A 20,262-nucleotide genomic window follows, 5' to 3' on the forward strand; every position below is an offset into this window, starting at 1 on the left:
CAAGACCGCTTTAGTGACGAAATCGCTGGTCTGCCGAGGATGCGAGAGAGGCTTTCGCGAGCCCTTGAGCGCAGCGTCCTGAACACCCTGCTCGCGCACCAACGCACGGACCCGGTAAAACCACGACCGTGATACTCCATGCCGCAAGCAAAACGCTTCCACATCACCATGAGAGGCGTTCTGCGGCCAGGAGAGAACGAGCTGACGAATTTGATCAGGAATACGAGTCATCCCCGCATTCTCAACCGCCACAAACCAGCACGCTCAAATGTCCACTATGTATTGAGACCTAACTGTCCACTATGTATTGAGACTTCACAGACCCGTATACGGCTCAATTTTTGCGGTACGGGGATGCGAAACGAGAGTGTAATATGGCTCACGTCGGCACCCCGCCCTCGCCACGGTACGCGAAGTCGGGTGCCAGGTTCGAAAAAGGAACCTGAGAGCAGCGGCGCTTCCGGACACACGCCACAAACGCCGCTCCTGCAAGACATATATGGCCGCCTCGTAGCTCATAATGTCGATCCAGGAGTTCCACCATGCCCACCACACCCACCGTCGCCGCCGCACTCGCGAACACTCTCGCCACACACAGCGACATCATTTTTGGCGTCATGGGCAACGGCAACGCCCACTTCCTCGATGCCCTGCTCAAGCACCCCGTCCGCTATGTGGCAATGCGCCACGAAGTCGGCACCGTCGGCGCCGCGGACGCCTACCACCGCGCAAGCGGCAAACTCGCCCTTGCCACCACCACCTACGGCCCGGGCTTCACCAACGCCGCGACCACGCTCGCCGAAGCCCGCATGGCCCAAACACCGCTCATCATGATGACCGCTCAGTCACCGACTACGGGCCAGCGCCCATGGGATATCAATCAGGAAGCGTTCGCCGCCGCGATGGGCGTGCCCACCCTCGTCGTTACCGGAGACAATGCCGCCACCATAGCCGAGCAGGCCGTCCGCATGGCGCTCACCGACCGCACCCCGGTCATCCTCGCGCTCCCTTATGACCTAATCGAGAAACCCGCCACTGCAGCGACAGCCACAACGAAAACCACTTCAGCGACCACCGCGGGCACCGACGAAACGCCCCAGCCCGAGGCGCGCCGCGAGAACATCGCCGAACTCGCGACGGCTCTTCGCAACGCCCGCCGTCCGCTCATTCTCGCCGGACGCGGCGCCATTCCCGCCGCCGAGTCCGTGCGCGAACTCGCCACAATCGCCCGCGCACTCGGCGTCACAAGCGCTCCCGCCCGCGGGCTCTTCACCGGCTGGGAGCTGGACGCGGGCGTCGCCGGCGGTTTCGCCTCCGCGCGCACCGCCCGCCTCATCCGCGAATCCGACCTCGCCGTGGTGCTCGGCGCCGGCCTCAACCAGTTCACAATGGCGTTCGGCGAGACCTTTGCGCCCGGCACCCGGGTTTGGCAGATGGACGACGGCGTGTCCCCCACTCACGCGCGAGTCGATAGCTTTATCCGGGCGGACGTGGGTGACGGGGCTCGTCAACTCATCGACGCGCTCCGTGGCTCTCATCCTCGCAGCGACTGGGATCACGCGGATGTTGTCGGCGCGCAGGATGACCGCGAGCCTGGGGACGCACTTGCACCGGACGGTCGCCTCGACCCGCGTTCGCTCACGCGACGGCTGAACGCGATCTTGCCCGCAGAGCGGATTGTGAACCTGGACGGCGGCCACTTCATTGGTTGGCCCAACACCTACCTGGACCTTCCGAACGAGCGCAGCATGATTTTGCTGGGTACCGCTTTCCAATCGATTGGCTTGGGTTTCCAGGCCGCAGTCGGGGTCGCCGCGGCGCAACCGGACCGTCTCCTTGCCACGTTCGCGGGAGACGGCGGGGCGCTCATGTCCCTGGCCGACCTGGAAACCCTCATCCGCGAATCCACCCGCACCGTCGTCGTCATTTACAACGACGCCGCGTACGGCGCCGAAATCCACCAGTATGGGGCCCGCGGCATTAATGAGATGCCCATGCTCATCGACCAGGTGAACTTTGCCGCGCTCGCCCAGGCGCTCGGCGCTCGGGCGGACGTCGTCACCACCTTAGAAGACCTCGCGGGAGTCGAGTCCTGGATTGCTAGCGACGCCCAGGGACTCTACCTCCTCGACTGCCGCGTCTCGCAGACGGTCGTGGCCCCGTACATCCAAGAGATCATTCAACGCACGCTCGTAAAGGACTGAATCCACCACTACCCGAGATGCACAGGATCGTATACGATCGAGAGCAGAATCGTATACGATCTCAGCCGCCGACCAGCAAAGGAGCTCCGGTGACCCACAGCAACGACGCCAACGAGAAAGCAGAGTCAACCCCCGAGCGCGAGACCGCCGACCCGTCCGGCACCGACGCCCAGCGCGAACTCCCCCTCAGCACGCGCCCGGGCAAAATCATTGCGGTACACCTGAACTACCGCTCCCGCGCCGAACAGCGCGGCCGCATCCCGGCCCAGCCCTCCTACTTTTTCAAGCCCGCGTCCTCGCTCGCGGGCACCGGCGAGACAATTACCCGACCGGAGGGCACGGAACTTCTCGCCTTTGAGGGTGAAATCGCGCTCATCATCGGCACCGCAGCCCGCAACGTCAGCCCGGAGGACGGCTGGTCCCACGTGGCAAGCGTGAGCGCCGCCAACGACTTTGGGCTCTACGACTTCCGCGAAGCCGACAAGGGTTCCAACCTCCGTTCCAAGGGCGGCGACGGCTTCACCCCGATCGGCCCGCACATGATCGATGCCGCGAGTATCGACCCCGAGAACCTGCGCGTGCGCACGTGGAAGAACGGAGAACTCGTCCAGGAGGACAACACCGCGAACTTACTCTTCCCCTTCGGGCGCCTCATTGCCGACCTCTCGCAAATGCTCACCTTGGAACCCGGCGACATCATCCTGACCGGCACCCCCGCCGGTTCGTCGGTGTGTGAACCCGGCGACAGCATCGAGGTGGAAGTGGACGCACCCACCGCGAAAGGCGAGCCAAGCTCGGGAAGGCTGGTGACCGCCGTCGTACCCGGAAATATCCCCTTTGGCGACTTTGGCAGCAAACCCAGCGTGAATGACGCCCAGCGCGCCGAAGCGTGGGGCAACGAGCCCGAACCGACGCTCACCGATGCGCTCCGGGACAAGCTCGGCCGGGTCGCGGTCGCGACGCTGAGCGCGCAGTTGCGTCAGCGCGGGTACAACGAATCCACCATTGACGGCGTGCATCCGGCCGTTCCCGGGCAGCGGATTATTGGCACGGCGCGCACCTTGCGGTTCATTGCGCAACGCCCGGACCTCGACGCGGAGCGCGGCAAGGGTTTCAACGCGCACAAACAGGTGATTGACTCGCTTAAGCCGGGCGAAGTGCTCGTCATGGAGGCGCGCGGCGAGCCCATGACCGGAACCATTGGCGACCTTCTGGCGTTGCGCGCCAAAGTTCTCGGCGCCGCCGGTGTCGTGACCGACGGCGGGGTCCGGGACATTGAGATGGTGCAGGAGATCGGGCTGCCGACCTTCCACCAGAGCGCGCATCCAGCGGTCTTCGGGCGGCGGCACATCCCCTGGGAGATTGACGCGACCATCACGTGCGGCGGGGCCGCGGTGCAGCCCGGTGACATTATTGTTGGCGATAACGACGGCGTTGCCGTCCTCCCAGCGCACCTCGCCGAAGAGCTCGCTGACGCGGCGCTCACCCAGGAGCGCCAAGAACGCTTCATTGCCGAACAGGTGGCCGCCGGTGAGTCCATCAAGGGGCTGTACCCGATGAATGACGCCTGGCGTGAGCGATATGCGGCGTGGGACGGGCAGTGATGGCGAGCGTGACTGCCGTGCAGGAGAGCGCCTCGCAAAGCAAGTCTGAGCGGGCCTACCGGTGGCTTCGCGACCGCATTGTGGGTGGTGATTTCCCCGGCGGGCACCGCCTGGTACTAGACCAGATCGCTCGCGAACTCGACGCGAGTCCGGTTCCGGTACGGGAAGCGTTGCGCCGGCTCGAGGCGGAAAAGCTTGTGGTGTTTACCCGCAATGTGGGTGCGCAGGTCGCTGCGGTGGACAGTAAGGAGTATGCGCACACCATGCAGACGCTTGCGGTGCTGGAGGGCGCCGCGACCGCGCTCGCCGCACCGCACGTGGACGAACTTTCGCTCGCCAAGGCGGCCAAACTCAACGAATCGATGCGGGCGCTGCTTGACGACGTTGATCCGCTTGCCTTTTCCGATCTCAATCACGAATTCCATGAGGTGATTTTTGCGCACTGCCCGAATCCGCAACTGCTCTCGGTTCTGCAAGAAACCTGGGCACACATGATGCGCATTCGCTGCAGCATTTTCGGGTTTATCCCCGGCCGTCCGCACGATTCCGTGGACGAACACGATGCGCTGCTTGCCCTCATCCGATCCGGTGCGCCGGGCATGGATATTGAAGACGCCGTCCGGCGCCACCGACTCAACACTTTGAACGCCTACCTCGATACCTCAGGAGCGAACCATGCCGACAATGACTAAGCCAGACAACCTTCCCGAAAAAATCCAGCACTACATCAACGGCGAGTGGGTTGATAGCGCAGACGGGTCCACCTTTGACGTGCTGGAGCCGGTGGGCAACGAGGTCTACCTCACCGCCGCGGCGGGTAAGAAAGCAGACATTGACAGGGCCGTTGCCGCCGCGAAAGACGCGTTTGAAAGCGGACCCTGGCCGCGCATGCTCCCGCGCGAGCGCGCCCGCGTGCTGAACAAGATCGCCGACCTGGTTGAGGCGCAGGACAAGCGGCTCGCGGAACTAGAAACCTTCGATACCGGCCTGCCGATCAAACAAGCCCTCGGGCAGGCCCGCCGGGCGGCCGAGAATTTCCGGTTCTTCGCGGACCTGATTGTGGCGCAGGCCGATGACACGTTCAAGGTGCCCGGGCGCCAAATGAACTACGTCAACCGCAAACCCATCGGCGTGGCTGGGCTCATCACGCCGTGGAACACGCCCTTCATGTTGGAGAGTTGGAAGCTCGCACCGGCGCTGGCGACCGGCAACACCGTGGTTCTCAAACCCGCGGAGTTCACGCCGCTTTCGGCAAGTCTGTGGGCCGGGATCTTTGAGGAGGCGGGACTGCCCAAGGGAGTCTTCAACCTTGTGAACGGTATTGGCGAGGAGGCGGGCGACGCGCTCGTCAAGCACCCGGACGTGCCGCTCATTTCCTTTACCGGCGAGTCTAAGACTGGGCAGATCATCTTCGCGAACGCGGCTCCCTACTTGAAGGGTTTGTCGATGGAATTGGGCGGCAAGTCCCCGGCCGTGGTGTTTGCCGACGCCGACATCGACGCCGCACTGGACGCCACCGTGTTCGGTGTGTTCTCGCTCAACGGCGAACGCTGCACGGCAGGCAGCCGCGTGCTGGTCGAGCGTTCCATTTATGACGATTTTGTGGAGCGATACGCCGAGCGTGCCAAGAACGTGGTGGTCGGTTTGCCCAGCGATGAGGCGACCGAGGTCGGCGCCTTGGTGCATCCGGAGCACTTTGACAAGGTAATGAGCTACGTCGAACTGGCCAAGGAAGAGGGCCGGATCGTCGCGGGCGGAAAACGCCCAGATGAGTGGCCGGAAGGCAACTTTGTGCTGCCAACTGTTGTGGCCGACGTCGAACCTCAGGCCCGCATATTTCAGGAGGAAATCTTCGGTCCGGTGGTGGCAATTACCCCTTTTGATTCGGACGAGGAAGCGCTTGAGCTCGCGAACAACACCAAATACGGACTGGCCGCCTATATTTGGACGAACAACCTGAAACGCGCGCACAACTTCGCGCAGAATGTGCAAGCCGGAATGGTGTGGCTCAATTCGAACAATGTGCGCGATTTGCGGACCCCGTTTGGTGGGGTGAAGGCATCCGGGCTGGGCCACGAGGGCGGTTACCGTTCAATCGACTTCTATACCGATCAGCAGGCCGTGCACATTTCGCTCGACGAAGCGCACACGCCGAAATTCGGGGTTGGCGCCCAGTAATTGCCGGGTGGCCCCATTGAACACAGACTCAAAGGAGAGTACTCATGAGCACAGAAAAGACCGGCGCGCCAGTTGCCACCGACCAGTCGCCGGCCCCCGATATTTTGCGGGCGGCCTACGCCGAACTCGTGGTCACTGACCTCGCGAAATCACGTGAGTTTTACGTCGATGTCCTCGGGCTCAATGTCACGTATGAAGACGATCAAGAGATTTATCTGCGCAGCGACGAAGAGTTTATTCACCACAATTTGCTGCTGCGGCAGGGTCCGGTTGCGGCCAATGCCGCACTGAGTTTCCGCGTGCGCACACCGGAGGACGTGGACAAGGCACAGGCGTACTATGAGGCGCTGGGGTGCCGGGTGGAGCGGCGCAAGGATGGCTTCGTCAAGGGCATTGGGGATTCGGTGCGAGTCGAGGACCCGCTCGGGTTCACCTATGAGTTCTTCTTCGATGTGGATCATCAGGAGCGGCTGCAATGGCATTTTCACCTGCACTCCCCCGGCGCGCTGGTCCGCTTTGACCATTTCAACCAGGTCACCCCGGACGTGCCGCGCGGCGTTGAATACCTGGAGGGGCTCGGTTTCCGGGTGACCGAGGACATTCGGGATGAGAGCGGCACTGTGTTTGCCGCGTGGGCGCGCCGCAAGCCGACCGTCCATGACACCGCAATGACCGGTGGCGATGGGCCGCGCCTGCACCACATCGCGTTCAATACGCATGAGAAGCACAACATCATTTATATCTGCGACAAGCTCGGCGCGCTCCGCCTGTCGGACGCGATCGAGCGGGGCCCCGGCCGTCACGGCGTGTCCAATGCGTTCTACCTGTATCTGCGCGATCCGGACGGGCACCGCGTGGAAATTTACTCGCAGGACTACTACACCGGCGACCCGGATAACCCGCTACGCTCCTGGGATGTGCATGACAATCAGCGCCGCGACTGGTGGGGCAACCCCGTGGTGCCCTCCTGGTACACCGAGGCCAGCGCCGTGTTGGATTTGGACGGCAATGTCCGGGAGCTCAATGCGCGCGAAGAGGACAAGGAGATGGACGTGACCATTGGCGCGGACGGTTTCTCCTACACGCGCGAGGGCGATACCGAAAAGGGGTTCAAACTTGGTGAACAACTCTGAACTGCACACTCAGTTGGCCGACGAGTTGGCCGCGGCGGAGCGCTCTCAGGGGCAAATTCCGCTGATCACCGGGCGCTTCCCCGATCTGACGGTGGAGGACTCTTACCGCATTCAGGGCGTGTGGCGCTCTCGCGGCGAGGCTGCGGGGCGGCGCGTGGTCGGGCACAAGATTGGGCTGACCTCGCGGGCGATGCAGCAGGCGACCGGGATTACCGAGCCGGATTACGGGATCATCTTCTCCGATATGGTCTACCAGTCCGGGGCGCGGATTGAGCACGCGCAATTCTCGGGAGTGCGGGTGGAGGTGGAGCTCGCCTTTGTGCTCTCGGAGCCGTTGTCAGGCCCGGATTGCACCATGTTCGACGTCCTGCGCGCGACCGAATATGTGTTGCCGGCGCTGGAGATCCTCTCTTCCCGTATTGAAATGGAGGGCCGCACGATTGTGGATACGATCGCGGACAACGCGGCGATGGGCGCCATGGTGCTCGGCGGCGTCCCGATGAAGCACGACGGCGTGTCCTTACCTTGGGTGGGCGGCGTTCTGTACCGCAATGCCTCAATTGAGGAGACGGGGCTGGCTGCCGGGGTGCTTGGGCATCCGGCTCACGGGGTGGCGTGGCTGGCAAACAAGTTGCACCAGCACGGTGAATCATTGGCCGCCGGTGAGATCATTTTGTCAGGGTCGTTTACCCGGCCCCTGTGGGTTTCACCCGGTGACACCGTGTTTGCCGATTATGGCGAGCTGGGGAAAGTGACGTGTGAGTTTGTATGAATGCATCGTTGACTTTTAGAGATGCGCTGGCTGCTGCCAATGGTGGCGGGCACGCGCTGCGCGGCGCGTGGATTGCTTCCGGCAGTGTGGTGTGCGCCGAAATTGTGGCCTCCTCTGGAATGGGGTTTGTGCTGATTGATGCCGAGCATTCGCCGGTGGGGCTCAGCGAAACGACGCACTTGTTGCAAGCAGTGCACGGGTACGGTGCGGTGCCGTTGGTGCGTATGCCGGCCAATGGCGTGGTGCTCATTAAGCAGTTCTTGGATGCGGGTGCACGCAACGTGGTGATTCCCATGGTCAACACCGCCGATGACGCTGAGTCGGCCGTCGCCGCGACACGGTATCCGCCGCACGGGGTGCGCGGGGTGGGTAGCGCCCTGGCGCGATCCTCGCTGTGGAACGGTGTGCCGAACTATCTGGAGCGGGCCTCGGACTTCGTGTCATTGAGTGTGCAGATTGAAACCGCGCAGGCCGTGTCCAACGCCAAGGAGATTATCGGAGTGGATGGCGTGGATTCGGTGTTCATTGGGCCCAGCGATTTGGCCGCATCCATGGGGTATTTGGGGAAGCAGTCTCAGCCGGAGGTTGTCGACGCGGTGTTGTCGGTGATTTCTCTGGCTCGTGCCGCCGGGAAGTTTGTGGGTGTGAACGCATTTGATCCCGCAATGGCGGCAAAATATGTGGGCGCGGGCGCTCAGTACGTGTGTGTCACGGCCGATGTGACCATGCTGGCAAGCGGTATGCGGGAGGCCGCGAACCCGTAGATTCTGTGAGTGTCACCGCTGGGTAGCGCTCACATAAGTACTTCCGTGAGAGCTAACGCGAAGTAGCACTCACGGAAGTTTTACTTGTAGTCCGCGATCACGATCTTTTTCTGATTCATCATGGTGGTGAATGCGTCTGGGGCTTGCATCAGTTCTTCCATGTTCTCCGGGACGATCTGCCATGACACCCCGAACTGGTCCTTACACCAGCCGCATTGTTCTGATTCGGGGACGGCGGAGAGTTTGCTCCAGAGGTAGTCGATTTCCTCTTGGTCTCGACAGTTGACTTGGAAGGAGACGGCTTCGTTAAAGGTGAAGTCCTGTTCGGCGCCGGCGTCCATGGCCGCGAACCACTGGTGTGCGAGCGTGAAGTCTGCGTACATGATGGTTCCGGCCGTTGCCGGGCCCATGTCTTGTTCCCACTTTGCCGTGGTGCCGCGGGCAGAGCCGGGGAAGACAGAGGTGTAGTACTCGATGGCTTCTTCGGCGCGGTTCTGTGCCGGGCCACCAAACATAAGTGCGGGTACAAGTTTTGGCCTGGGTTCACCGGCGGGACCGGCGAGGGTGAGTTGCCAGCTGTAGCCGTACTTGTCCTGCATCCAACCGAAATAGGGGCTGAAAGGATATTCCTGGAGCGGCATTAGCGCGGTTCCGCCGTCGCCAAGCTTTTCCCATAGCGCGTCGATCTGTTGGCGGGCATCTTTGTCTTGGTTTTCGTCGAAGTTGACCATGATCGAGTGCGATGGTGTCGGTTTGAACTCGGGTCCAGCGTTAATCGCAACGAGCTGATAGCCGCCGATACTGAACTCAACGACGAGGTCGTCTCCGGCCAGCGGCTCCTGAAAATCGAGAAGACCCTCTTCCTTGCTTTGTGGGTATTTGGCTCCCCCAGTGATCTCAGCGTTCGGGAATGCGGACACATAGAATTCGACGGCTTCGCGGGCGTTCCCGTCGAACCAAAAATTGGGCACGATCTTTTGCATGGCAGGCTCCTTCGTTGGGGTCAAAAAGGGACTCACACGATGATCCCAACACTACTCCGCGTTGACTGGGTTTGGGCGGTGTTCGCGGCGGGATTGCAGTGCAGTGTTTCTGGGAAGGCTGCTGTGCTTGTCGCCGGGTATTGCTCGGGGCGTCCGCAACTCGCGCGGGCTCTACCCCTAGACGCCGCTCCGTACTCGATTCGCTTCGCGGAGTTTCGCAAAGACGGCGTGGCTCACCGAATTGGCAGTGGAACTACCTCGGCCCGGCCGTGGGCTTTCGGCATTGATGGTGTCTCGAAGCGCCTCACGGAATTCTTGCCACAATTGCTCATCCTGGTCGAGAGAGTCGGCGCTGGGGGACGGCTCGGAAGTTGCTTCGATGCTGCTGGCCCGATCAAGGCGCTGGCCGGCGTGTTCCGTGAAGTACTCATTGCCGAGCGGTGAGCGCCAAGTCAGGGTATTGTCGGAGTTCTTTGTGCAGGTCCACCCGTAATGGGTTTTCATGTTGTGGTGCTTCCGGCACAAAAGTTGCAAATTGTCCGGGGCGCTAGTGCCGCCATCGTTCCAATCCTGAATGTGGTCGATATCGGTATTTCTAGCGCTTCGCGAACACCCGGGGAATTGGCAAGTGTGAGAGTGAAGGTGCAAGTAGTCCCGGGTTTGCCGATCTAAGCGGTAGCTCTTACGTTCCAGATCCAACACGACACCGCTGATCGGGTCCACGAGCATTCGATACAGTGATGGAGCTTGGGCCGCTATTTGCCTCGCGGTCTCTGCTGGAATGGGACCGTAATCGTGGAGAAGAGCGTGGTCGTCGTTGAGTCCGGCTAACGTCTCGGCAGATACCGTCACAAAAATTTTCGGTTGCAATCCGGTCGGCACCGGAAGTTCCTGTGCCGCGGTGGAATCGGAGAAGCCAGCATCCTCCCTGAGGACATCGCTGGTGACATCAGAGCCCGGAACGCCACCAACGAACCTGCTCGTGTGATCTCCAGTTAGTTCATTGTCGAGCACCGTGACGCGTGCCTTGATCCAAGGCTGTGGAAGAGCCGAGTCGATACGATCATGCACCACGCGTCCCGGCTGCGAGAGCAGTGTCGTCGGGTTGAGCACCATGTCGACAAATACGTCTGCACGTATTTGTGCCATCGAGCGGCGCACGGGCCCAGCGGAGCCAGGATTCGGCGTGCCCGGTAGCCCTGGGGCTCGCGGTTGTTCACGGTGTAATGAGCGGGCGACGTCGTTAAGAGTGTTCATGATTGCGTGAGCGCTTTCAGCAGGAAGATGCGCAGTGATGGTAGCCATCCCGTCCTGATCTGCGGTCACATAAACATTCCGTCTCTCTACACGGCGCGCTCGACGCACCTCCAGCGGCTCAGCATGAAGCTCTTCACGAACGTGTTGCGCCTTGCGCCGCACGTGCGCCCGCGATCGGGTGGGTCGAGTTCCTGTGCTTGGCGACAAATATTCGGCGAGTTCACTTCCAAATATTTGCAGGCGTTCTTGAGGTAAGTCTTCACTCTGATCAAGCAACTCCTGTGCGTTTCCCCAGCTCATGAGGCCCTGCCGGTGGACCTTTTCCAGTTGGGGCGACGCTAGGAGCAGCACAGATTGGTGCATGAGTTGGTGTGCGCGCAATTCAGTGCATTCCAGCAGGCACGCTAGCTCGGTCGAAAGGGTGTAAGTAGCTGTACTAAACGCACGAGCGAGAACTGGATCTCGAACAAATTCGGCGGGCAATCCCTTGAAATTCGCGTGCGCGCCCTGGGCCTTGCTCTTCAGCTCATCTAATGGGTTGACCGGGCAGACAAACGCGGGCTCGCAATTGGTTGAATCCACGTCAGCGAATTCCTCTGGCTCCCGCGCGCATGACGAGGAGCTGTCAAGCGAGGCGAGGTTGTTGAGCTCCCGGGCCGCATACTCTTCGACAAAAATGCTGAGCAGTGCGGAAGTGCCCACATGCTGAGCAGAATCAAATCGTTTGCGCAGTGTATTCCATTGTTTCAAAATGACAGTGGCACGCTTTTCTGTTAAAGCGCTGCCATTGATGTCGATCGGTTCTTCTGAACTAACCTTTTGATCGAATGTATCGAGAGCCTTTTCCACATCAGCCACCAGTGACTCAAGGGCGAGGATACGCCGCTCGAGGTCTTGGTCAGCAAGTGGAAAATTCATAACTTCATTTTACTCTCTTGCTCCGACAATAACCACTTAAATCAAGCTCTTATGGAAATCTGTGGATAACTTTTCTCTCAATTGCATTTCACATCCCCTTACCGCAAAATCATCCCCTAATTGCATGATTCTGGAGGCGGTTCGAGCTGCGAACCCGGTTGGGGGTGCATCAAGAAGCCGGGCCGAACTGGAACACTTTCCATCCGGAATTGACGGGCGTCAATTGGAGGTACCAGACGGATGGCTCAATCCCTTTGCCTGTACCTAGAACGCCCCGGTCGCTGGCAAGCGCGTAATCTTGGCGAGAAAATTTCAAGTTGCCGCCAATATTTCCCTCTCTGTCAAGAGCCATCAATGCGTCCATATCATGGAGCGAATACACTCCATCGACAGGCCATTGATTTTGTTCTGCTACAAAGTTGGTAAAGTGAATTTCAACCCTGCAAAAGTCACAGGCTCCGGAAGCAAGAGCTTCAACCCGGCTCGGATCGTTGGTCTCCACCATGTAATTGAGCTCGTCGATGTAATACTTCGCAAAAGCCTCCCATCCTTCTTTGGTTTGTTGCTTGGCGGCCTCGGGCATCATTGGCACCGGAACGTTCTGGGCGGGCGCCTTCTCCGAAGTGGGCACATATACGGTAGGCGAGGGCGCCGATGCCGAAGTCGACGCAGGCGCGCTTGCTGGTGGATCCGCACTGGCTGATGACGACTCCAAGCTCCGATTCCCGGCGCTACACCCGCTAAGCAGCGCGAGCCCAGCGGCCACCACTGCGATCATTCGGGCACCAACTTTCAGCGCGACTATGCCTGGAGCTCGCATTACTTCACTAGCTCCAACCGATCCACGGCCCAGGCTCCCTGATACCAATACAGAGCCATTGACCAATTACTCGATTTGAACCCGGGGCGAACGGGAAGCGCGCCCCGCGCCTCAGTCGGGGTTGAATCGCTGCGAGACATGGTGAGTATGCCGGCAATAGTTCCCGTTTCGGTCGGCGCCATTTGCGTCATGGCATACTCGAGCGTGAACTTTCCTCCTACCAACCACTGGTTGTACTCGTCGAAGAAGTTCGCGAGCGTTGCCTGCTCCTGGCAATAATCACAACCCGCGGTCGTAAGTTTTTGGAGCCGTGAAAAGTCATTTGTTTCCACCATGTAATTGAGCTCGTCGATGTAATACTTCGCAAAAGCCTCCCATCCTTCTTTGGTTTGTTGCTTGGCGACCTCAGGCATCACCGGCACCGGAACATTTTGTGCCGGCGCCTTCTCCGAAGCGGGCACATACACCGTTGGCGTGAGCGTAGGGCTCGGCGTGGAGCTTGCGGCAGTCTCCGCCGTATTCCCCGACGCGGAAGATATCGGCGCACTCGTGCCTCCCCCAGTGCATGCGGTCAGCAATACCAGGGCAAGGAGGGAAGCCATGGTGCTGAAAAAGCGCCTCACGCCGCGAGAACCACTCATCATCACGCTCCCGAAAATCTGTCGTTGTCAGTTATGGTGTTTTAGCGCCGGGGCAGCCCCAACTATCCGGATTCTCCGCACAGGCTTCATCGACGTTTCGAATTTCGGTGCGCCACACGTCGATAGTCTGTGCGGGTGTCGCCACCTCGCCAGTACCGAGAATCGCTTGGCGCGGTCCGCCGTTCATCGAGTAATCAGCGATGAACTTTGTTGTGAGTCCTACCTGATATGTACCTGTTTCCTGATACACATGCGTGTAGGGCGTCTTCTTATCCGCCTCCTCGCCAGGACGCAATGGAGCACCGTTTGAGCCAATGGTGTTTGACTCGCCATCACCATAAGTCCACGTGTATTCAATGGGATAAACGTTCACGTCGAACTTTTGGCCGCCAACCGTCATCTGAAAATTCTGAGTCGCATCACTCGTATAGAAGTTGGTTTCAAACCGAATGAGCGTGTTCGGCGACGGCTCAATATTGATGGGCGACGGTCTTATATCGAATTTCATCACGTCTTCAATCGTGATTGTTGGCGCGCCTTCACCTGGGTCAGGTTGCGGAGTATCCGGACCGGTACAGAATGGTGCGCCAACCGAGTACGGATCACTCGGCGGTTCCAGATCTTGCCTCCAGAGTTGCACGAACATACTTCCCGTTGATTTATCGCACTCTGTGTTATCGAGGCAGCCTCCTGGATCGGCCTTTTCATTGGGACACAGGTAGACGAGCCACTCCCTATATTTTGGTAGTTCTGGATCCCCGATTCCGCCTTCAGGAGGATCCTCTGGGTCCTGAATGTCCCTGGGAATTACACATAATACTGAAACTTCCCCAGTGCCTAATTCTATAAGCGCGTATTTTTCACAGGTAGCGTCCGGTGGCGGAACTTTGACTTCCGGCGATTGTGCGGATTGTGGCGCCAATGATCCCACGGTAAGCAAGACTAGGCACATGGTGCGAGTCAAGAGGCTCATTTGGTTTCACCAAACTGAAAAACCCTCCAGCCCGTTTCTGAGGGCTGTAACTGCAAGTACCACACCGAGGATTCAATTCCCGCGGCCGTACCTAGGACACCGCTTTTGCTCACAATCGAAGATTCTTGACGAGAGACCGCGATATTACCGCCGATATTCCCATCCCTATCTGGCGACATAAGGGCATCGATTTTCCCTATGGAGTATTTTCCATTAATATTCCACTGACCGTTGTCGCTGAGGACTGTCGCATACTTGGTCTCGACCCTGCAGAAGTCGCAATCACCTACTGAAAGCTTCTCGACCCGACTAGGATCGTTCGTCTCCACCATGTAATTGAGCTCTTCAATAAAGTACTTCGCGAACGCTTCCCAGCCCTCTTTGGTTTGCTGTTTAGCGGCCTCGGGCATTACCGGCACCGGAACGTTTTGCGCCGGCGCCTTCTCGGACGCGGGCACATACGCCGTAGGTGTCGGAGTCGGCGTGGGTGTAGAAGAAGTCTCCTCCGCGCTGCCCGAGACAGACGGAGTTTGCGCGCCGGCATCTCCCCCGTCGCACCCAGATATAGCCACCAACCCGGCGACCAAAAACATTGACACAACAGCCTTGTGTGCAAACCATCCAACAGTGCGCGCCATTGTCAATCCCCCTTGTTTTCACCAAGTGAGATCAAACGCTACCGCAGAACGTCAACGACCGGCAGAAGTTATCCACAGTTTTCTTCTGGACCCACGTGAACTAACGGAGGCGCCCGCTAACCGTCGGCTTCGAGTTCCAACTGAATCCGTCTCTCCAGAGCGACCGTCGCACTCTCGGGCAGGAGCACCAGCCCCTGGACCTCGCGCACCAGACGCTGATACGCCAATCGACGCTCCGGCGGGGTCGACACCGAGTCCTGTGCAATCGACAGCAACGCCGAAGCCTTCTCCAGACTCTTCAGTTCCGCGGGCGAATACGAGTTCCGTTTTAGACTCCGTGCGTGCGCTTCGGCCACTTCAAATGCCTGCTCGAATTCGCGCACGGCCCGTGAATACGCCCCAATATCGGCTCCGTCCCGCAAATCCTCCGCGCGACGCATCGCCTGAATCATGGTGGCGGTTTGGTCTACGCGAGGATCGGACATGGCGGGATAGTCGATCATGAGCGCCAGGTCCAACTCGTACGCTCGCCACTTTTTCAGCACGGAGTCATGTAGCAGTTCCGCGCGTCGTCGTTGTTGCTCGGGAGTAGGTCCAGCATCAGAATTCGACGCTCGCGCCTCGCGAGAGTTCTCGCGCGGCACCTCAGCGGAGTAAACGCTCGAAGCACCCCGGTCCTCGTCTCGCCAGGCACCTTGGCGACCACTCGCCGTCGTACTTCTGCGACTCCCTCCCGCTCGCTTGCGCGAGGACCGAACCATCACCACCGAAACCGCCAATACACAAACGAATACCGGCCTGAGTTCTCTCAGCAAGAATATTCCGACGACAGCCGCCACCCCGCTAACGGCGTAAACAAGCACAGCGGCGGTGCCAAGTGCCGTGGGCGGCGTGTCACGCGCGGTCGAGTCGGAGCCGCTCAAGAGCAACCCGGCGAGGAGCGGTGGGCGCTGCGGTACACGCTTGCCGCGGCTCACGAGCGGACCTGCTTTCCATTAAAGTCGTAGGTCTCACGGCGCTCGGGTTGATCGGGTACGGAAACCCGCACATAAATTTCGCCATCGATAATGGTCATACTCGCGTACCGCAACTCCTCGAGCGAATACTTATCCCACGGGAAATTTGCGAGAGTGAAAGCGCTATCCATCCGCCCGGTCGCGCCGCCGGTACCAGCGCTACTGCCGGTGGCAACAGTCATGCAACCAATATCGTCGCAACGTATTTCCTGACCGCCCGGGACAGTTGCGCTGAACTCTTCGGCACTCAGATCCACCCGCGAGACTGCCTTCTCGGCCATCGCAGCGGCAAGATTACCCCATGCCTTCTCCCGTGTTTCCGGCGCAAACAGCGTCTGAAACACCACCGTTTCACCGCCAGGGAGGAACGCGCGCAACACCGTCCCGTCGTCACGGATGCTGACCCCGCCGTAACCATATTCCGTGTCCACGTTGAAGCGCCCAATCAAGCTCTTTTCATTAATGCTGGACGCCTCATAAGTCACGGAGTCAACTTCCCCTGCCGTCAACTCTGACTGCTCCAGCCCACGTTTCAAGCCGTCGGTAAACGCCTGAGCGTCAAAGTTCGAAAAATCGTACTCGCGCCAGACTTCATCCTTGCTGAGCGTGCGGTAACCTTCCCGCGTGAACGAGTCCCTGAACCCCAGCCGCACGCTATCGACTTCGCGGCCACCCGGCTTTGCCAGCACCTCGGCGGAAATGGAACGCGGCGAAACGGTCATCGAACCGAAGGTAGAGGTCCCGCTGGCGTCAATGAGTTTGGTGACCTTCTCCGCAATCCCCTCCGGGGTGAGGACGTCGGATACGGTTTCTGCCGCGTCCTCGGTGTCATGGCTCGTGCCAAAACGTTCGCCCGAAACCGAGGCATAGAAGCCGCTCATGAGCGAGCCCACAATCACGGCGCCGACTAGGAGTGTCCGGGCTCGCATCGCGTTGGCCCGCGGACTTGCGGCGAGGGTGAGCACGCGCGAATTGGGTTGTTTGACCCTTTGGACGGGCGAATTGGGGTCGCGCCGAATCGGGACCACGAGCTCGGGATACCTCTCCGACACGGCGCACAGCCACGTTTCACCGTTGAGCGGCGGCGCGTCATCCGGGGTGTCGATGACCGCCCGGTACCGAACCTGGCTGCTCGGTCTGAGAGTCCATTGCGAGGACGGCATCACGGTCACCGCCCAGCGCGTCCAGCCCTTCCCGCCGCCCGCTTGATTGGACGTGCGCACTATCATCGGAACGAGGTCACGGGACTTGAGCAATTTCCGGTACTCGGGCTCATACCCGGCGTAATAGCGCGGCGGGCGCCGGGCGCGCCCCCACAACCACACGGCCGCGACCCCCACAGCGCTCACGGCTGGAATCCACGGCCCGACCACCGGTATCTCGAAGATCGGCCAAAATACGCCCGAGAGCGCAAGCGCAACAAACGCGCCCATGAGGACATACCGCAGTCCCGCCACTCTCGCTCCCCTTTGTACCCCATGGCCCCGCTCGGACCGGCGGACGGCCGATCCAGCACAGCGTATTGTACGCGTGATTCCTAGCTTATGCGACGCACACTTATTAGTCGTGACTGGTTCGGTTTGCGGGGCGCGGAGGTGAATTACGACGGCGATGCTCGCCCAGTTGCCTCGGCTCACCTTCAGCTTGCCGGAACAGAATTCTCACGACGTCGTGAAGATAAAAGCGTCGCGAAGTCGGAGTGGGTGTCTCCCTCAGGCCATAAATGAAATGTAGGACCGTCTTAAAATGCAGGCTGTCTTTATGGCCCACAATGAGTCCCACCTTCACGTGGGAAACCGTGGGCCAACCCCGCACAAAAGGCGAGGTGCGACGGAGATGGAGGCATCGCCGTCGTACCTCAATGCCTGGGTGGCGCGAAACGCTAGGCGGGGATGCTGTCCTGGTCCGCGCGGCGCTCAATCTTGATGAGGATGTTTTTCATCAGGGGTTGGTCGCTTTGCGTGGAGTAATCGGCCCAGCCGAGGAGGACGTTCATTTCCGGCATGTAGCCGGCCGCCGAGCCCATCGGGATGTTGTATTTCAGGGCGCGGTAGTTCTCCAGCATGCGCTCGGTGCCGTCCTTGGAGAAGGAGCGGATGTTCACGAGGTCGCCTTCGCCGATGCCGCGGAGCTTCATGTCCTCCTCGTTCATGAACACGAGGGTGCGGAGGTTCTTGACGCCGCGGTAGCGATCGTCGTCCGCGTAGATGGTGGTGTTCCATTGGTCGTGAGAGCGCATGGTTTGCAGGACGAGCATGTCCTCATCCTCGGGAACCACGTTGGGCAACTTCGCGTGCGAGAACTCTGCCTTGCCGGTGCTGGTGAAGAACTCGAGTTCGCGCGCGGGCTGCGGGATGCGGAAGCCGTTGCGCTGACGGACTAGTTTGTTGAAGCCCGTGAATCCGGCGAGGGCGTTCGCCATGACGTCGCGGATACGGTCGTAATCGGCGACGAACCAATCCCACGGGGTCGTGGAGTTCGGAAGGCTCGCTTTAGCCATGCCGGCGATGATGGCGAGCTCGGATTTCAGGTCCTCCGAGGCGGGTTTACGGTTGCCGCGGGAGAGATGAACCATGCTCATCGCGTCTTCGACGGAGATCGACTGGTTTCCAGCTTCCTGCACGTCGAGCTCGGTGCGGCCGAGGCACGGCAGGATGAGCGCCTTTTTGCCGTGGACAATGTGGCTGCGGTTGAGCTTGGTGGAGACCTGGACGGTCAAGTCCATTTTGCGCATGCCGTCTTCGCTGTAATTGGTGTCCGGGACGGCCCGCACAAAGTTGCCGCCCATGCCGACGAATACTTTGAGGTCGCCGTCATGCATGGCCTTGATAGTGCCAACGGTGTCGAAGCCGGGTTCGCGCGGCGAGGTGATGCCGGTGGCTTTGTCCATGCGTGCGAGGAACTCTTCGGTCGGGCGGTGGTCGATGCCGCAGGTGCGGTTGCCCTGGACGTTCGAGTGGCCGCGGACCGGTGACGGGCCTACACCCGTGCGGCCGAGGTTGCCCTTCAGGAGGAGCACGTTCACGAATTCGCGGACGGTGTCCACGCCGTGTTCGTGCTGGGTCACGCCGAGGCACCAGCTAATGATCGACTTCTTGGACTGGCGGTAAATTTCTGCCGCTCGGGTGATGGATTCGCGGTCGAGGCCGGACTGGAATTCGAGTTCTTCCCAGGTGGTGTTCTCCACGAGTTGCTTATACTCGTCAAAACCGCTCGTGTGTTGGCGGGCGAACTCTTCATCGATAGCCGTGGGATCGGTTTCGGCTTGTTCGAAAAGGTATTTGGCGATCGCGCGCATGAGGGCAAGGTCGCCGCCCGGGCGGACCTGAAGGTTCAGGTTCGAGGTTTTGGTGGCCTTGAACAGTGCCATATCGACGAACTCGTGGGGCACGATCGTCGACTTCGTGGCGGCCTCAATAATCGGATTGATGTGCACGATTTGGGTGCCGCGCCGCTCGGCATCGGCGAGAGCGGTGAGCATGCGCGGGGCGTTGGATGCCGCATTGACGCCGATGATGAAGAGGGCGTCCGCTTCATCCCAGTCAATGAGGTCGGCTGTGCCCTTACCGGTGCCGATCGACTGCTTGAGCGCACGGCCGGACGCTTCGTGGCACATGTTCGAGCAGTCCGGCAGGTTGTTGGTTCCAAACTCGCGGGCCCACAGTTGGTAGAGGAACGTCGCCTCATTGGAGAGCCGCCCCGAGGTGTAAAACGAGACCTGGTTGGGGCTATCGAGACCCTGAAGCGTCTCGGCGACTATCCGGAACGCCTCATTCCAGCTGATCGCCTCATACTTGTCGGTGTCCGGGTTATAGGACATCGGCGTGGTGAGACGGCCTTCGGCTTCGAGGGCGTAGTCGGTCCAGCTTTCCAGTTCGGTGACGGTGTGATTGCGGAAGAACTCCGGCGTGGTGCGCTCCGGAACCATTTCCCACGTGGTGTGCTTGACGCCGTTCTCGCAGAGGTCCAGCTTGAGGCCCTTGAGGTCATCCGGCCACGCGCAGCCCGGGCAGTCGAAGCCCTTGCCCTCCTGGTTCATGTTGAACATTTCCAGGGTGCCGGCCACGGGGACCTTGTTTTCCAGGAGCACTTTTCCTACCGAAAGCGCTGCTCCCCAGCCTGCGGCGGGGTGGTTATAATCCTTTTGGCTCCACTTTTTGTTGTCACGCCGGCCGTATCCGCCTTGACCCTGCTCACCGTCAACGTTGACGGGAGGTTGCTCCGGCACGCGCGAGCGCACTTCCGGATCGGGTTCGATGGACTCCCGCGCCTGGTGCGTGGGGTCGGTGTCAACGTTCGGTGAGGTTGGCTCCGCGAATTCGGTCTTGGTTGCGTCTGCCTCATCGGCCATGTTGATCCTC

General features: G+C 60.2%; 16 protein-coding genes and 1 pseudogene. 7 read left to right on the forward strand and 10 right to left on the reverse strand.

Features of this window, described 5'->3' with window-relative positions:
* Positions 1–231, reverse strand: a pseudogene (locus O148_RS17795) (hypothetical protein); the annotation flags it as partial.
* Positions 232–542: 311 nt separating this feature from the next.
* Here O148_RS17795 and O148_RS0109600 point away from each other — a divergent pair.
* From O148_RS0109600 to O148_RS0109630, 7 genes are all read left to right on the forward strand, one after another.
* Positions 543–2,204 carry a thiamine pyrophosphate-binding protein gene (locus O148_RS0109600; RefSeq protein WP_026530732.1) on the forward strand — a complete coding sequence of 554 codons (1,662 nt, stop codon included), beginning with the start codon at positions 543–545 and terminating at the stop codon, positions 2,202–2,204.
* Positions 2,205–2,293: 89 nt separating this feature from the next.
* Entirely contained in the window at positions 2,294–3,808 is a 1,515-nt protein-coding gene (locus tag O148_RS0109605; RefSeq protein ID WP_026530733.1) for a fumarylacetoacetate hydrolase family protein, read from the forward strand.
* Positions 3,808–4,500 (forward strand): GntR family transcriptional regulator, encoded by a 693-nt coding sequence (locus tag O148_RS0109610; protein WP_026530734.1) that lies wholly within the window; start codon positions 3,808–3,810, stop codon positions 4,498–4,500. Before O148_RS0109605 ends, O148_RS0109610 begins: the two co-directional genes overlap by 1 nt.
* Positions 4,484–5,986, forward strand: coding sequence for a 5-carboxymethyl-2-hydroxymuconate semialdehyde dehydrogenase (gene hpaE, locus O148_RS0109615; RefSeq protein ID WP_026530735.1), 1,503 nt, complete (start codon positions 4,484–4,486; stop codon positions 5,984–5,986). Before O148_RS0109610 ends, hpaE begins: the two co-directional genes overlap by 17 nt.
* Positions 5,987–6,030: 44 nt before the next feature.
* Positions 6,031–7,119: a 3,4-dihydroxyphenylacetate 2,3-dioxygenase gene (gene hpaD, locus O148_RS0109620; protein ID WP_026530736.1), complete on the forward strand. Its 1,089-nt coding sequence runs from the start codon at positions 6,031–6,033 to the stop codon at positions 7,117–7,119.
* Positions 7,106–7,891 carry a fumarylacetoacetate hydrolase family protein gene (locus O148_RS0109625; protein WP_035745732.1) on the forward strand — a complete coding sequence of 262 codons (786 nt, stop codon included), beginning with the start codon at positions 7,106–7,108 and terminating at the stop codon, positions 7,889–7,891. Before hpaD ends, O148_RS0109625 begins: the two co-directional genes overlap by 14 nt.
* 8 nt (positions 7,892–7,899) lie before the next feature.
* Positions 7,900–8,655: an HpcH/HpaI aldolase family protein gene (locus tag O148_RS0109630; RefSeq protein ID WP_240470845.1), complete on the forward strand. Its 756-nt coding sequence runs from the start codon at positions 7,900–7,902 to the stop codon at positions 8,653–8,655.
* Positions 8,656–8,735: 80 nt separating this feature from the next.
* Here O148_RS0109630 and O148_RS0109635 read toward each other — a convergent pair whose 3' ends face one another.
* The 9 genes from O148_RS0109635 to O148_RS16000 all read right to left on the reverse strand — a co-directional run bounded on the left by O148_RS0109635 (position 8,736) and on the right by O148_RS16000 (position 20,252).
* Positions 8,736–9,638, reverse strand: coding sequence for a VOC family protein (locus tag O148_RS0109635; RefSeq protein WP_026530738.1), 903 nt, complete (start codon positions 9,636–9,638; stop codon positions 8,736–8,738).
* Between the two features lie 177 nt (positions 9,639–9,815).
* Entirely contained in the window at positions 9,816–11,813 is a 1,998-nt protein-coding gene (locus O148_RS0109640; RefSeq protein WP_026530739.1) for an HNH endonuclease signature motif containing protein, read from the reverse strand.
* Between the two features lie 169 nt (positions 11,814–11,982).
* Entirely contained in the window at positions 11,983–12,633 is a 651-nt protein-coding gene (locus tag O148_RS17125) for a DUF6318 family protein (protein WP_338035374.1), read from the reverse strand.
* Positions 12,633–13,235 carry a DUF6318 family protein gene (locus tag O148_RS17130; protein ID WP_157374603.1) on the reverse strand — a complete coding sequence of 201 codons (603 nt, stop codon included), beginning with the start codon at positions 13,233–13,235 and terminating at the stop codon, positions 12,633–12,635. The genes O148_RS17125 and O148_RS17130 overlap by 1 nt, the downstream gene beginning before the upstream one ends.
* Positions 13,236–13,305: 70 nt before the next feature.
* Positions 13,306–14,205, reverse strand: coding sequence for a PKD domain-containing protein (locus O148_RS0109655; protein ID WP_157374604.1), 900 nt, complete (start codon positions 14,203–14,205; stop codon positions 13,306–13,308).
* 38 nt (positions 14,206–14,243) lie between these two features.
* Entirely contained in the window at positions 14,244–14,885 is a 642-nt protein-coding gene (locus O148_RS17800) for a DUF6318 family protein (RefSeq protein WP_157374605.1), read from the reverse strand.
* Positions 14,886–15,001: 116 nt separating this feature from the next.
* A complete protein-coding gene (locus O148_RS15995; protein ID WP_157374606.1) occupies positions 15,002–15,529 on the reverse strand; it encodes a hypothetical protein in 528 nt (175 codons plus the stop codon).
* Between the two features lie 329 nt (positions 15,530–15,858).
* Positions 15,859–17,358, reverse strand: a complete 1,500-nt coding sequence (locus O148_RS0109670) for a hypothetical protein (protein WP_026530742.1) — start codon at positions 17,356–17,358, stop codon at positions 15,859–15,861.
* Positions 17,359–17,783: 425 nt separating this feature from the next.
* Positions 17,784–20,252, reverse strand: coding sequence for an FdhF/YdeP family oxidoreductase (locus O148_RS16000; RefSeq protein WP_084157246.1), 2,469 nt, complete (start codon positions 20,250–20,252; stop codon positions 17,784–17,786).
* Between the last annotated feature and the right edge of the window lie 10 nt (positions 20,253–20,262).

Source organism: Haematomicrobium sanguinis DSM 21259, assembly GCF_000688395.1.
Classification (GTDB): Bacteria; Actinomycetota; Actinomycetes; order Actinomycetales; family Micrococcaceae; genus Haematomicrobium; species Haematomicrobium sanguinis.